This window comes from Microbacterium sp. Y355 (assembly GCF_059445345.1).
Genome location: NZ_JCAIUD010000001.1, coordinates 1,852,270 through 1,865,070, shown reverse-complemented (window position 1 = coordinate 1,865,070; position 12,801 = coordinate 1,852,270). Strand labels below are relative to the sequence as shown.

Annotated in this window: 16 protein-coding genes; 10 read left to right on the top strand and 6 right to left on the bottom strand. The window is 62.0% G+C overall.

Features of this window, described 5'->3' with window-relative positions:
- Positions 1–6 precede the first annotated feature (6 nt).
- From AC1C2O_RS09015 to AC1C2O_RS09000, 4 genes are all read left to right on the top strand, one after another.
- Positions 7–591: a TetR/AcrR family transcriptional regulator gene (locus tag AC1C2O_RS09015; RefSeq protein ID WP_495430093.1), complete on the top strand. Its 585-nt coding sequence runs from the start codon at positions 7–9 to the stop codon at positions 589–591.
- A 9-nt stretch (positions 592–600) separates the two neighbouring features.
- Complete coding sequence (locus tag AC1C2O_RS09010) at positions 601–1,449, top strand: helix-turn-helix domain-containing protein (RefSeq protein ID WP_495430092.1); 849 nt, start codon at positions 601–603, stop codon at positions 1,447–1,449.
- Positions 1,450–1,493: 44 nt separating this feature from the next.
- On the top strand, positions 1,494–2,249 hold the full coding sequence (locus AC1C2O_RS09005; RefSeq protein WP_495430091.1) for an SDR family oxidoreductase: 756 nt from the start codon (positions 1,494–1,496) through the stop codon (positions 2,247–2,249).
- Positions 2,250–2,440: 191 nt separating this feature from the next.
- Positions 2,441–3,169 carry a SurA N-terminal domain-containing protein gene (locus AC1C2O_RS09000; protein ID WP_495430090.1) on the top strand — a complete coding sequence of 243 codons (729 nt, stop codon included), beginning with the start codon at positions 2,441–2,443 and terminating at the stop codon, positions 3,167–3,169.
- Between the two features lie 62 nt (positions 3,170–3,231).
- On the opposite strand, the gene AC1C2O_RS08995 is transcribed toward AC1C2O_RS09000, so the two are convergent.
- A complete protein-coding gene (locus AC1C2O_RS08995; protein ID WP_495430089.1) occupies positions 3,232–4,086 on the bottom strand; it encodes a PHP domain-containing protein in 855 nt (284 codons plus the stop codon).
- Positions 4,087–4,139: 53 nt separating this feature from the next.
- On the opposite strand from AC1C2O_RS08995, the gene AC1C2O_RS08990 reads away from it, so the two are divergent.
- Positions 4,140–4,577, top strand: coding sequence for a VOC family protein (locus tag AC1C2O_RS08990; protein WP_495430088.1), 438 nt, complete (start codon positions 4,140–4,142; stop codon positions 4,575–4,577).
- A gap of 239 nt (positions 4,578–4,816) precedes the next feature.
- Here the strand turns inward: AC1C2O_RS08990 and AC1C2O_RS08985 are convergent, their stop codons facing one another.
- Positions 4,817–5,506 carry a helix-turn-helix transcriptional regulator gene (locus AC1C2O_RS08985; RefSeq protein WP_495430087.1) on the bottom strand — a complete coding sequence of 230 codons (690 nt, stop codon included), beginning with the start codon at positions 5,504–5,506 and terminating at the stop codon, positions 4,817–4,819.
- Between the two features lie 73 nt (positions 5,507–5,579).
- Between AC1C2O_RS08985 and AC1C2O_RS08980 the strand changes: the two genes are divergently transcribed.
- The 5 genes from AC1C2O_RS08980 to AC1C2O_RS08960 all read left to right on the top strand — a co-directional run bounded on the left by AC1C2O_RS08980 (position 5,580) and on the right by AC1C2O_RS08960 (position 10,384).
- A complete protein-coding gene (locus AC1C2O_RS08980) occupies positions 5,580–6,308 on the top strand; it encodes an alpha/beta fold hydrolase (protein ID WP_495430086.1) in 729 nt (242 codons plus the stop codon).
- Positions 6,309–6,422: 114 nt separating this feature from the next.
- Positions 6,423–7,859, top strand: a complete 1,437-nt coding sequence (locus AC1C2O_RS08975) for a sensor histidine kinase (protein ID WP_495430085.1) — start codon at positions 6,423–6,425, stop codon at positions 7,857–7,859.
- 4 nt (positions 7,860–7,863) lie between these two features.
- Positions 7,864–8,535, top strand: coding sequence for a response regulator (locus AC1C2O_RS08970; protein ID WP_495430084.1), 672 nt, complete (start codon positions 7,864–7,866; stop codon positions 8,533–8,535).
- A gap of 35 nt (positions 8,536–8,570) precedes the next feature.
- Positions 8,571–9,302: an alpha/beta fold hydrolase gene (locus AC1C2O_RS08965; protein ID WP_495430083.1), complete on the top strand. Its 732-nt coding sequence runs from the start codon at positions 8,571–8,573 to the stop codon at positions 9,300–9,302.
- A 62-nt stretch (positions 9,303–9,364) separates the two neighbouring features.
- Positions 9,365–10,384, top strand: coding sequence for an alpha/beta hydrolase (locus AC1C2O_RS08960; protein ID WP_495430082.1), 1,020 nt, complete (start codon positions 9,365–9,367; stop codon positions 10,382–10,384).
- A gap of 7 nt (positions 10,385–10,391) precedes the next feature.
- On the opposite strand, the gene AC1C2O_RS08955 is transcribed toward AC1C2O_RS08960, so the two are convergent.
- The 4 genes from AC1C2O_RS08955 to AC1C2O_RS08940 all read right to left on the bottom strand — a co-directional run bounded on the left by AC1C2O_RS08955 (position 10,392) and on the right by AC1C2O_RS08940 (position 12,655).
- Entirely contained in the window at positions 10,392–10,661 is a 270-nt protein-coding gene (locus AC1C2O_RS08955; RefSeq protein WP_495430081.1) for a multidrug transporter, read from the bottom strand.
- 91 nt (positions 10,662–10,752) lie between these two features.
- A complete protein-coding gene (locus tag AC1C2O_RS08950; RefSeq protein ID WP_495430080.1) occupies positions 10,753–11,418 on the bottom strand; it encodes an esterase/lipase family protein in 666 nt (221 codons plus the stop codon).
- Between the two features lie 68 nt (positions 11,419–11,486).
- On the bottom strand, positions 11,487–11,687 hold the full coding sequence (locus AC1C2O_RS08945; RefSeq protein WP_495430079.1) for a CDGSH iron-sulfur domain-containing protein: 201 nt from the start codon (positions 11,685–11,687) through the stop codon (positions 11,487–11,489).
- A complete protein-coding gene (locus AC1C2O_RS08940) occupies positions 11,684–12,655 on the bottom strand; it encodes an iron-containing redox enzyme family protein (protein WP_495431713.1) in 972 nt (323 codons plus the stop codon). Before AC1C2O_RS08940 ends, AC1C2O_RS08945 begins: the two co-directional genes overlap by 4 nt.
- Between the last annotated feature and the right edge of the window lie 146 nt (positions 12,656–12,801).

The window sequence follows — 12,801 nt, the reverse complement described above, 5'->3', positions numbered from 1 at the left end:
GCGCGTATGACGACTTCCCGTCCGTATCACCACGGCAATCTTCGTCGGGCCGTGCTCGATCAAGCGGCGATCGTGGTGCGTGACCGGGGAGTCTCTGAACTGTCGTTGCGCGAACTGGCCGCGACGATCGGCGTCACCCATGCCGCCCCGCGCCGGTACTTCGCCGGCAGGCAAGACCTTCTCGATGCCCTGGCTGTCGAGGGTTTCGTTCGGCTCGGTACCCGACTGAATGAAGCTGTCGAGGCATCGTCCGATTTTCACGAACAGCTTCGTTCGATCGCGCGCGTCTACCTCGACTTCGCGACCTCCGAAGCGAACCTCGTCGAGCTGATGTTCGCTCATAAACACGGAGCAGGCAGTGAAGCTGTGGGCCAGAATGCCGAGGCCGCATTTGCTCCGATTCTGCACGTGTTCCAAAGCAGCGGGACCCAAGATCTACTGCGGGGCCGGAAGCCGGAACGAGTCTCATTCGTATTCCTCGCCACTCTCCAAGGCCTCGCCGGCCTCGTCAACTGCGGCGTCATCCCTGCCAGTCAGCTTGGCGAGTTGATCGATGAGGCAGTTGGCCTTTATCCACCGAATCTCGCGTAGCTTGTCGATGTGAGTTCCAACGAGGATGTGCGGTCGTTCCTGAAGTCACGACGCGCTCGAATCGACCCCGAGAAGGTAGGGTTCGGCGCGGGCAGCCGGCGCAGGGTCCCGGGCCTGAGGCGCGAAGAAGTCGCGGCTCTCGCAAACGTCAGCGTCGACTACTACACGCAGCTCGAGCAGGGGCGGGACCTCCGACCGTCCGTCGCAGTGCTCGCCTCGATCAGCGATGCGCTTGATCTGGATGCCTCGGAGCGTTCGTATCTGACCCGCCTGACACGCTACGACGAACCGGCGAAGGGCACGGAAAAGTTACGGGGTGGCCTTCGCGACTTGGTCGAGGGGATGCGCACTCAAGGCGCATTCATCGTCGATCACCGTATGGACGTGCTTGCCATTAACCGCATCGCAGACGCGCTCATGGGCGGGGTAATCAGTGGCGGGCAACACGACTGGAACCTTGCCAGGTACGTGTTCGAGGACCCTCACGCTGAAGTGACGCATCCGGATTGGGATGAGGTGGCCGAGAGCATGGTCGCAACACTCCGCTACGGCGTGACGCGGCGGCAGGACGATGTGGCACTTGACCGTCTCATACAGCGCCTCCACGGATCCGATCGATTTGCGCAGCTCTGGGAACAGCACGATGTCACTGCCAACACCAGCGGAACCAAACGCTTCCAGTTCGGCAGCCACGTCATCGACGTGCATTACGAGGTCCTTGTTCCTCCGACAGATGCAGACTTTCGGTTCACCATCTACAACGCGGCGCAGGATTCTGCGGCATACGAAGCGTTCGCCGCGATCATTGACGCTGCCGAGACGAATGCCCCCTGGGTGGTGACACCGACACCCCCTTAAAAAGTCACCTTCCACCCGGCACCTAATGCCGGGAAAGTGGAGGAATGACTACGCACACAACGAACAAAGTCGCCATCGTGACCGGCGCGTCGAGCGGCATTGGCCGTGCCACCGCGCAACGACTCGCGGCGGCCGGGTATGACCTCGTCCTCGTCGCGCGCCGCAAGGACCGGCTCGAGCAACTCGCCGCCCACCTCGGCGCTGCCGAGCGAACAGTGAGGGTTGTGGACGGCGACCTCGCTCATCCCGACACCGCGCAAGCTGCCGTCGCGGCGGCGATCGACATGGCGGATCGACTCGACGTTCTGGTCAACGCGGCGGGTCTCATGCTCATTGGTGACTCCGTGCAACAGCCCGCGGACGACTGGGAACGCATGATCGACGTCAATTTGCGCGGCTTGATGCACCTGACCAAAGCAGCCCTACCGCGACTCCTCACCACAGCCTCGGAACACGGCGGCCCCACTGATGTGATCAACGTCAGCAGCGTTGCGGGCCGGGTCATCGCAGCGAATACGGCCATCTACACGGCAACGAAGTTCGCCGTGACTGCCGCGACAGACGCATGGCGGCAGGAGTACGCCGGCACGGGGCTCCGATTCTCGGCGGTTGAACCCGGTTTCGTCGACACCGAACTCGGCTCGTTCCAAGACGCAACCCAAGCGTTCTACGACCACATGGCGTCCGATCAGGACATCCTTCACCCCGACGACATCGCCTCCGCTATCGAATACATCATCACCAGGCCAGCGAGAGTCGCAATAAACGAGATCCTCGTCCGCCCGTCCCACCAGCAATAGATGCCGGCCAGTTCGCGTCACATCGACGGCGCCGCTCGAAACGATTTGGTGACGTGGCTACGAGATTGCGCGCAGTCGGGGGATGTCGCTTCTTCAGCGTCTGCGGCAACTCAGAGCGACCGCCGCCCACCCGATTGATCTGCCGTTCAGGTCGTGCTGTTAGCGTCGCTCCCCAGCGAAAGGACGATTGAGTGAGTCGCAAAATTTGGGTAGGGCTGGGCGTGGCAGTCGCACTGTTTGGTCTCGTCGGATGCAGCAGCACCAGTTCAGAGGAACCAGCCCCCGAGAGCAGTCAGCAGGAGGGTTCGTCTCAACAACCCGATGTGGAGGGTGTCCCTGACGTGGTCGCGGAGGTGAACGGCGTAGAGATCACCAAGGACGAATTCGTCAGTCTTTATGAGATGCAGTTCACGCAATCGCAGTCTCAAGCGCAGCAGACCGGCGAAGCTATCGATCAGGATCAGTTGCGCACGCAGACGGCGGAAGCGATGGTTGACACCGAGCTCCTCGTGCAGGAAGCAGACGAGCGCAAGATCGAAATAACACAGGAGGAACTCGATTCCGCGCTGGAGCAGCTTGCTACGTCCAGCCAGATGGAGTCGACGGATGCTCTGCTCGCGGCGCTGAAGGAACAGGGCATGGGTGAGAAGGAAGTGTTCGCTGAGCTGGAGATGCAGCAGAGAGTGGACCGTCTTCTTACCGAGGAGGTCGGAGACGCGGAACCGACCGAGGAGGAGCTCCTCGAACTCTACGACCAGGCTGCCGCCCAGCAGGAGCAGTCCGGTGGCGAGGCGCTACCGCCGTTCGAAGAGGTGAAACCGCAGATCGTGGAACAGGCCGTGAACACCAAGAAGTCCGAGGCCTACCAGACACTGGCTGCCCAGCTACGTGAGGGAGCAGAGATCACGCTGAACCTGTGATCCGGTGCCCCCGAAGCGCCGGGACAACGGTTCAGAGCGAGACACCTGCCGATTCTCGCATCTCAGCGGGTCCAGAAGCCTTCAGGGGTCGACCCAGGTCGGAAGCCGAAGCTTTCGACCATTGACATGGCCTCCGGAAAGTTCGCCGCGAGTGTGGCCGGGCCATGAGCATCGCTGCCGAACGACACCGCGCGCCCTCCTTCCTCTGCCCACCACTGCGGAATCCACGGCTCAAGTCGTCGAGTGTTCATCTCCAACGCCCTGCCAGAATCAGCGATCGCGCGCATTGCCACCCGAAACCCGTCTTCGAATGGTCGCGGATTGAAAGGCCCTGCCGTGAGAACTGGCCAGGAGCGGGCCGCGTAATCGATGTGCGTGAAGACAGCAAACGAATCTGAGCCAGCGACCATTCGTGGGATCTCTTCGAGGTACGCCCGCATGACTTCATCCGCTGGTCGATGGCGATAAAGGGTTGTTGGCTCCGTTCGATCCTGGCCATCGGACGGGAGCATGTGCAAAGAACCGTTTACGCGATCGATCAGCCCGCTCGATAGCAGAGCAGTGGCCTTGCTGTCCCACAGGTGGGGTTGCCCGAATTCCACCCCAGTAAGGATGCGGAGGTCTGGGTACTTGTGACGACAACGGTCAATTGCCTCTAGGTATCCTTCGAAATCGAACGGGGGGAGTCTCACGTACCCGGATTCGTCGACGTAGCGCTGGCCGTATTCACCGATATCTCCGGCGTCGACGCGCCAAAAATCCTCCAGATCAAGGTGCTCCGTGAAGACGAGCGCTGGCAGCCCGATTCGAGAGGCCTGCGCGCAGATTCGACCCATGGCACCAGCCGAAGACGGGTCAGAACCGGCATCCCACGAATACTCGCTGTGAACGTGAGCGTCCGCGGTCAGATCTGTCATGCGCTCAAACTACCCGGATGCGGCGAATCGGCCGGCTCGGTAGCATGCAACGCATGGCTATCAAACTTGAGAACGTCGGCATCGCCGTTCGCGATCTCGAAGCAACGATCTCCTTCTTCACCGACCTCGGGCTCACGGTTATCGGGCGGGACACGGTCAGCGGCGAATGGACAGACACAGCCGTCGGCCTGGATGGCAACCATGCCAAGATCGCGATGCTCCAGACCCCAGACGGTCACGGTCGCCTTGAGCTCTTCGAGTACATCCACCCCGACGCGATCGAGTCGACACCGACTCTCCCCAACGAGATCGGCATGCACCGCGTCGCATTCTCCGTCGACGACATTGACGAAGCCCTGGCGATAGCCGCGCGGCACGGGTGTCATCCGCTTCGTGGCGTCGCTACCTACGAGGACGTCTACAAACTCACGTACCTCCGTGGCCCCAGTGGCATTCTCGTGATGCTCGCGGAGGAACTGAAGAAGAGCTGACCGCCGATCAGCCGGCGATCCGCCATTCGCGAGACCCACGAACTGGTCGTCGCGGACGTCGTTGATAGCGACTCCGGCCGTCTGCGCTTCGGCAACGTCGACATGTCCAAACAGTCGTATCGAGACGGCACGGCTTCGCTGCCAGATATCAAGAAGAAGTTCGACGAGGTCGCAGCTCTGACGGATCGCTTCGTCTGATCCGCCAGAACATCGATTCCTGCCGTGATCGGAGATGTCGGTCAGACACCAATCGGACGCGCCCGTTCGGGAGGGGTGCCGATCTCGTCGATCGAGTGGCCGGTGCACGAACGGCGAGTGGCTGTTGCGCTCTGGATCCTGGTCAAGTCGAACCAACGGACGTCATCTCGCAATCTGCACCAAGCAACAAGCAGCCACCGTCCGCCCGTGAGGGCGAAGATCATCGGCTCCACCTCTCGTCGCGTGCGCTGGCCCTTGGCGTCGATGTAGACGATATTCACAGTGACCTGGTCGACCGTGGCTTGTTCGAGCGCCGACATCACTCGTCGCTGAGCGGACGGGCCGACGTCGACCCACACCCGGCTGGACAATTCAGCCGCCCGACGGCGGGCTGCAGGATCCAACACGTCCAGCACTTTGCGGATCGCGGCGCGTGCCGAATCAGAGAACGGCGCCTGAGCAGTCGCCGACACCGCGGCGGCGAGGGCTAGAGCTTGTGCCGCCGTGAGATTCACCGGCGGTAGCGAGGATAGCTCCGTCAGGCCGTAGCCACCACCAGGACCGGTTCGTCCCCAGACTGATAAGCCGCCCGCCCCGAGGGCTTCGAGATCACGCTTGATCGTGCGGACGGTCACCTCGAATTCGTCTGCGAGCTGCTGCGCAGTGCGGCCACGAGTGCCGGCTCGACGCAGCGACTCAGTCAGCGAATGCAGACGTTCGGTTCGGTTCACTCTGCCACTATCTCAGAAATAGTGACTGTAATAGTGACATCCAGTTGTCTTGTGGCAGGGGGAATATGAAGACATGAAGACGCTCACCCCCACCAAAAAATCATTCGTTCTCGTCCCCGGCTATTGGCTGGGCGGATGGGCCTGGGATGCCGTCGCGAATCACCTACGCGACCTCGGCCACCGCGTCATCGCCGTGACTCTGCCAGGCCTCGACCCTGACGACTCTGATCGGACAACAAAGAGTCTTGCCGACCAGGTCGACCATCTGCGCGCGACGGTGACTGCCGCTGGTGGTGCCGGCTTGGAGGTCGTCCTCGTCGTTCACAGCGGCGCCGGAGCTCCCGCATCCGTTCTCTTGGATCTGAATCCCACCGCGGTCGCTCAAATCGTCTACGTCGATAGTGGACCGTCCGCCAGCGGCTCTGCCGTCGATGCGTCGGTGCCCCCAGATCAGAAAGAGATGGCGCTGCCGCCGTTCGAGGAGCTGGGGGCCAGCCTTGATGGGCTCAGCGAGGAAGACCTCGACCGGTTTCGTCAGCGAGCGGTTCCGGAGCCCGCAACCGTCATGCGCGCACCGGTTCATCTCGAGAACGAGGCCCGACGAAATGTGCCGTCGACGATCATCGCCTGCTCCTTCCCCTCCGAAGCGTTGATGCAGATGGCTCGTGAAGGACACCCGATGATGGCGGAAACCGCCACGCTCAGTGATCTCGAAATTATCGATCTTCCGACCGGGCACTGGCCGATGTGGAGCCGACCTGCAGACCTCGCCATCGTCATCGCCCGCGCAGCAGACCGCTGACGGCGATCCCTGAGGTGTTGCCGATGAGCGGCAGCACCCAGGGGGGATAACCCCCGTGAAGAATCGGATGCTGGCCCGCTGGCTGATCGAACCAGACGAAGCGAGGATTGATTCATGACCAACTTCCTGCTCGATGCCCAAGCTGGTAGCGATTCTGACACGCTGGGACACGTGACTTCTTCACCGCCCATCGAACGCCCGAAGCGCGGCTCTAGCTACGGCAGGCTGTGGCAGTCCGTACCGCGTGAGCTGGGCTTCCTGCTGCTCACGTTCCCCATCGTGACGGTCGGGCTCGTGATCGGGTGGGTGCTCTTCGCCGTCGGGATTGCAACCCTGATCATTTGGATCGGCCTCTTCATCTTCGTTGCCGGCTTGTTCGTTGCCCGGGCCTTCGGCACCCTAGAACTCACCAGGCTGAGTTGGGCCGGGCTTCCGGCCATCGCTCGTCCACGCTGGGAGCCGGCCGTTCGCCGTCCGGGCCTGAGCGGCTGGTTCCGTGGTCTCTTCAGCAACGCTCACTATTGGCTCTATCTGCTGCACACCCTGCTGCTCGGATTTATCCTCGGGACATTCACCTGGGCCGTCAGCCTCGTGTGGGTGGCCGTGGGTGTCGGTGGTGTCAGCTACTGGTTCTGGGGTCGATTCCTCCCGCAGAGCGAGCAAGACGTCTGGTTGCATGACGTCGTGCTCCGGTTCTTCTTCCCCGAGTTCCAGATGGCAGACAGCTACGTCGGGCGCTTCTATGGAGAGAGCGTGCTGTACGCGATAGCCGGCGTCGTCTTCCTGGCGACGCTGCCGTGGGTGGCCAGGGGTCTCATCCTGTTGCATCAGGGACTCGCGGTAGGTGTGCTCGGCGCATTCCGCTCAGAGGCGCTCGAGCGAGAGGTCGCCGACCTCGGCGCGTCGCGTGGTGCGGCCGTCGCAGCCGAGGACCACTCGCTGCGCCGCCTTGAGCGCGACATCCACGACGGGCCTCAGCAGCGGCTCGTGCGGCTGCAGTTTGATCTGGCCAGTGCAGGGCGCAAGCTTGAGAGCGATCCGGAAGCCGCCCGCACGCTACTCGATGGCGCCATGCAGCAATCTCGCGACACGCTTGAAGAGCTGCGTGAGCTGTCCCGCGGATTCGCACCGCCGATCCTGCAAGACCGCGGCCTTGCCGCTGCGATCGATTCGCTTGCCGGACGCAGCTCAGTTCCCGTGACCACAACGGTGACACTCACCGGTCAGGCGCTGCCGCCAGAGGTCGAGCGCAGCGCATACTTCGTGGTGGCTGAACTTCTCACGAACGTGACCAAACATGCATCCGCATCGCGGGCAGAGCTCACCGTCGACTCGACCAGGGCCATTGCCGGTGCGGGAAACGTGCTGTCGATCGTCGTCTCCGATGATGGCGTCGGGGGAGCGGAAGTGGCAGAAGGGCGCGGCCTGGCCGGCCTCCGTGAGAGGATCCATGGCCTCCGCGGCAGCCTCCACGTCACGAGTCCGGCAGGCGGTCCAACCGTCATCTCGGCGAGCATCCCGTATGAGGCGACAACGGGCACGGTATCTTGATCGGATGGCAGGCCAGAGGGATGACGATCGCACGGCGGTGAGAATCGTCTTGGCCGAAGACTCTCTCCTGCTGCGCGAAGGTCTCATCAGACTCTTCGACGAGGCAGGGTACGAGACCGTAGGAGCCTACGGCGACGCGGATGCCCTGCTCGCCGAGGTGGCGGAGCTGCAGCCCGACCTCGCCGTGCTCGACGTACGGATGCCGCCGACCTTTCGAGACGAGGGGGTGCGTGCGGCCCTGGAGCTGCGCCACCGGCACCCGGATGTGGGCATCCTGTTGCTCAGCCAGTACGTCGAAGAGACCTATGCGGTGGAATTGCTCGCCGCCGGAGACACAGGTCTTGGCTATCTCCTGAAAGACCGGCTCGCATCAATCGACGAATTGAAGGATGCTGTCGCGCGGATTGCCGACGGCGGGACCGTGCTCGACCCGCAGGTCGTGCGCCAGCTCCTCGGACGCCGTCGGGATCCGCTCGCAGCTCTCACCCCTCGGGAACGCGAAGTCATCGCGTTGATGGCGGAAGGCCGCACCAACGCCGGCATCGCGGAAAGCCTTGTCATCGGCGTTGGGGCGGTTGAGAAACACGCGACATCAATCTTCAGCAAACTGGGCCTCGACGGCTCTGGATCGGCGCATCGCCGTGTGCTGGCGGTACTCGCCTGGCTGCAGCGCTAGGTCCGAAGAACACCCGATGAAATGGAGACACAGCAGTGGCTACTTACGTACTTGTCCATGGTTCCTGGCATGACGGCTCGATGTGGGAACCCGTTGCGGCTGAACTGCGCAACGCCGGGCATGATGTGTTCACTCCGACGGTCGCCGGCCACGGTAAGGACGGAGACAAGTCGGCCACCCATGCAGACGCAGTCGCCTCGATCGTCGATGCGATTGTCAGCGCAGGGCTCTCGGAGATTATTCTTCTCGGTCACAGCTACGGTGGCACGGTCATTGCCCGGGTGTACGAGGAGATCCCTAATCGCATCCGTCGTCTGATCTTCTGGAATGCGTTCGTACCGGATGCCGGGAACTCCCTCATGGATGAGGCGCCGCCACATTACCGAGAGCTTTTCGCGTACCTGGCGGAGACGTCACCTGATCGCACGGTCAGTCTGCCCTTCTCGATCTGGCGTGAGAACTTCATCCAGGATGCGACGCTCGAGTTCGCCGAGTCGACATTCGATCTGCTGTCTTCGGAACCTTTCGCTCCGATGCTCGAGAAGCTGCCGCTGGACCGCTTCTACGCCACGTTGCCGCAGGTGGGACGCAGCTTCATCAACTGCACGGAAGACACGGCTCTCCCGCCCGGCGAGTGGGGGTGGCACCCTCGTATGTCTGGTCGGCTCATGGGGGCTCGCCTCGTTCAGCTCCCTGGAAGTCACGAGGTGATGTTGACGAACCCGGTTTTGCTGGCGCAGAAGATCATTGAGGCCGGGCGCGACTGAAGAAAGTCGCGCCGTTCGGGTGACACTTGTCACGAAGGATCGTGACGCGGTGACACTTCCGGGTGTTCCGCGCACCTGATGGTCTTGTCGGACACCCTCTGCGCGCTACTGTGCGCGTCTCGACTCGAACGGCATCCATGCGCAAGATCACCAAATCCATCCTTATCGGCGTAGGCGTAATCATCGCCGTACCAGTCCTGGCCGTTGCGACGACCTTCACCGTGAATGTCGTCGCAACGAGTATGGAAGCGGGAAGGATCCTGCCATACGGGCAGCTCGTGCCTGTTGATGGCAAGGAGATGAACGTCGTCATCGCCGGCGAAGGTGAGGAGACCATCGTGCTCATTCCCGGGCTAGGGACCGCCGCACCCGGCCTCGACTTCGCGCCCCTAGTCCAGGAGCTGCAGAGCGACTATCGCGTCATCGTGGTCGAGCCTTTTGGCACAGGTCTCAGCGACGGCACCGACACGGCGCGCACCGCGGAGAACATCATGGGGGAGATGCATGAGGCGCTCGAGCACCTCGGTGTCGACCGTTTCGTATTGATGGCGCATTCGGTCGGAGGAATCTATGCACTCACCTACAGCAGCGCATATCCCGATGACCTCATCGCATTCATCGGCATCGACAATAGCGTCCCTGATCAGGCGGGCGCAGAGGACCCGCTTCCGGCGGACTTCATAGCCACGCTGGGCGACCTCGGGATCATGCGTGTCCTCACGGCGATGTCGGGTGACGCTTACGAGGGATTCCCGTATGGCGAGCAGGAAAAAGAACAGATGGGGCTGTTGACGATGAAGAACACCACTGCATCAACGATGGTGGATGAGATGCGGCACAAGTCAACGAACTTCGCCGCGGCCAGCGGCAAGACCTTTCCCGCGGACCTGCCAGTGCTGGACTTCGTCAGCTCGATTGATACCGGCGTGACGGGCTGGGTGGAGATCCACCGTAAGCAAGTGGAAAGCGTCGATTATGGTCAGATCGAGGTCCTCGATGCACCCCACTACCTGCACCACGTCCTGTCGAAGGAGATTGCGCAGAGCACGCGGACATTCCTCTCGGAAATTGCATCGCGCTGAGGGCGGACTATTCGTCGGACGGTAGAGCATCCGCTTCGGGCATGCCGGGACCGGGGCCCGGGCGAACTGGCGTGTCTTTCGCCATATCGACTCGCGTGACGCCGTTGCGCTCGGTCACCTCAATTCGCGGAGCCGCGTCGTCTTCCGAGGCGTCGGGAGCCGAGGTCAACTGGTCGTGGCGCTTCTGCTCATCCGTCATGCCGTCATCGACGTTCAGGTCTCCTTCTTCGGGAGTCCGGTCGTCACTTCCGTCTGCTGACATGTTCAACTCTGACATCGCGTTTCCTTTGGTCGGTGGGAACCAGGTTGACAGCCAAAGGCAGTTTCGCATCGCCCATTGACAATTAGTCGTCGTGTTCACATAGATGCTATTTGCAGATAGCAGTGAGCTCCGCGAGGACTCGGGGATGCGCGAGCACACGAAAGTGGCCGCCCGTGTCGAGCAGGACGTTCTTGGCCCCCGGGAGCTCACTGCCCTCAGGAATGTGGGGATCGAAGCGGGCATAAACTGAGATGACCCTGCTGTTGATGGCTGTGTTCCGGGTGAGGCTAACGATCTCCGGGTCAGTGGGAGAAAATGCGCGCAGCGTGCGGCCGACCATCAGACGCGCATATCGAGACCCACCGAAAGGTGTCGCAATGGCGAGCATGCCGCGCACTCGGCTTCCGGCAGCACCGACCATCACCAGCTTTCCCGCGAGGCCTCCTTTGCTGTGCGCTACCAGGACAACGTCCTTGAGATTCTCGGCCTGCAGGTAAGACGCGACCTCCTCGGCCATTTCCGCGATCGGTCGATGGTTCCGTCGGAGTAACTCCACGATGTGTACAGGGTGGCCCCTGGCATGCATCTCCTCGACCAGCGGCTGCATGAACTTCCAGGTTTCGAAAACTCCGGGCAGCACGATGATGGGAACCCCATTACCGATCAGGAAGGAAGAGGGGGCGGTTCGGTTGAAGAGCGCTCGCGTCTGCCATACCAGTGCATACGCGTAGTCCCATATCCACCACACGGCGGCTCGGAGCATGTCGTTCATGCGGACAATTCTCTTCGAATTTCCGGAGGACCGGTGAAAGAGCGGATGACGGAGGGACGTAGTCGACGTCACTCTTCTGTGCGGAAATTGGCTGCCTTGTGTGTCCCGTCACAGAACGGCTTGATCGTGGACAAGCCGCACCGACACAGGGCCACGGTGCGGCGACTGCGCTTTATGGGCTCGCCGTCTGGGGTTCGAAGCTCAACGTCGCCGCGGAGCAGTAGGGGGCCATCCGGATAAGGTGTGATCGTCGCGCGCTCCGTGTTCATCGTGCGCCTCCTGTCCGCAATGATGATGCTCCGTTCGACCATGCGTCGAGGATGTGCGCCCCTACCCAACCATCGACGGTCAGGCACGCGGCCGCGCCGAACATAATGTCCTTGAGCAGGTCGGGCCGGTCCTCGGCGAGTGCGCCGGCGAGATCACGGCCTGCGATCTGTTCATGCACGGCGTCCGCTTCGACATGCTCGTCGAAGTAGTCAGTGACGTCTTCGCCGAAACCAAGTCGTCGAAAGCCATCGCCGTACATGCGGTTCGGAATGGAGGATGTCATTTCGAATGCGGCGAGGTGGCCGACGATCGCTCCGATGAGTCGTCGGTTGATACCGAACATCGACATCGTGTTGTGCGAAGTGAGGGTGACAGCCGGGACCACGTCGACGTAGCTGCCGTATGAGTCGTCCAGTCCGGCACCCCGCATCGAAGCAGCGAAGATCGTGGCGTGCATGCGATCAGCTCGCCCACCCCCATATTCGTCGGCTTGGATCTCCACGAGCGCTGCTTTGGCGCGACCGTGCAAGCGGGGGATCGCCCAGGAGTGCGGATCTGCTTCGCGCAAGGTGTACACAGATCGCTGCACGAGGAATTCGCGCGCCTGCTCCACCGTCGCCTTCTTGGCCACATAGCGCGACAGGCTCGGCCCGGAGTCGTCATTGGTGAGCGCGAACAGCGATCTGGCGACGGCATCGATCGCAGGATCGGGGAGATCCGGTATCTGCACGGCCGCGCGGAGATCGCTTTCGAAGCGCTCTTCTAGGATTCGTCGCGTTGTGATCAGCTGTGGGTCCCATTCAAGATCCGATGCGAATTGATCGACCGATCCATAGGCGGATGCGTACAACGTGAATAGGGCGAGTTGGATGTCTTCGTCCCTGAAGATGTCAGAAGTCTCAGCGACCGCGCGAGCTGCAAAGGCGCCATGATCAAGGCCTTCGCGCGAGCCGGTGAGGTGACGCATTACGGCGTTACTGAGTGGTCCGCGCGAAGCGAAGGGCAGACGGACAGCGTCTGGGGCGATGGCGATGGTGGACACAAGTCACTCCGTTCCTGGGGATACCAGCATTTTGCGGGTATCGATGTCGCGAAAGAACCTCCTTGACGTTT

Bases quoted from the DNA above. Each gene is read 5' to 3' on its own strand.
- AC1C2O_RS09015 (WP_495430093.1), top strand. From the start codon at position 7: ATGACGACTTCCCGTCCGTATCACCACGGCAATCTTCGTCGGGCCGTG.
- AC1C2O_RS09005 (WP_495430091.1), top strand. From the start codon at position 1,494: ATGACTACGCACACAACGAACAAAGTCGCCATCGTGACCGGCGCGTCG.
- AC1C2O_RS08995 (WP_495430089.1), bottom strand. From the start codon at position 4,086: ATGACAGATCTGACCGCGGACGCTCACGTTCACAGCGAGTATTCGTGG.
- AC1C2O_RS08990 (WP_495430088.1), top strand. From the start codon at position 4,140: ATGGCTATCAAACTTGAGAACGTCGGCATCGCCGTTCGCGATCTCGAA.
- AC1C2O_RS08980 (WP_495430086.1), top strand. From the start codon at position 5,580: ATGAAGACGCTCACCCCCACCAAAAAATCATTCGTTCTCGTCCCCGGC.
- AC1C2O_RS08975 (WP_495430085.1), top strand. From the start codon at position 6,423: ATGACCAACTTCCTGCTCGATGCCCAAGCTGGTAGCGATTCTGACACG.
- AC1C2O_RS08970 (WP_495430084.1), top strand. From the start codon at position 7,864: ATGGCAGGCCAGAGGGATGACGATCGCACGGCGGTGAGAATCGTCTTG.
- AC1C2O_RS08955 (WP_495430081.1), bottom strand. From the start codon at position 10,661: ATGTCAGAGTTGAACATGTCAGCAGACGGAAGTGACGACCGGACTCCC.
- AC1C2O_RS08950 (WP_495430080.1), bottom strand. From the start codon at position 11,418: ATGAACGACATGCTCCGAGCCGCCGTGTGGTGGATATGGGACTACGCG.
- AC1C2O_RS08945 (WP_495430079.1), bottom strand. From the start codon at position 11,687: ATGAACACGGAGCGCGCGACGATCACACCTTATCCGGATGGCCCCCTA.
- AC1C2O_RS08940 (WP_495431713.1), bottom strand. From the start codon at position 12,655: ATGCGTCACCTCACCGGCTCGCGCGAAGGCCTTGATCATGGCGCCTTT.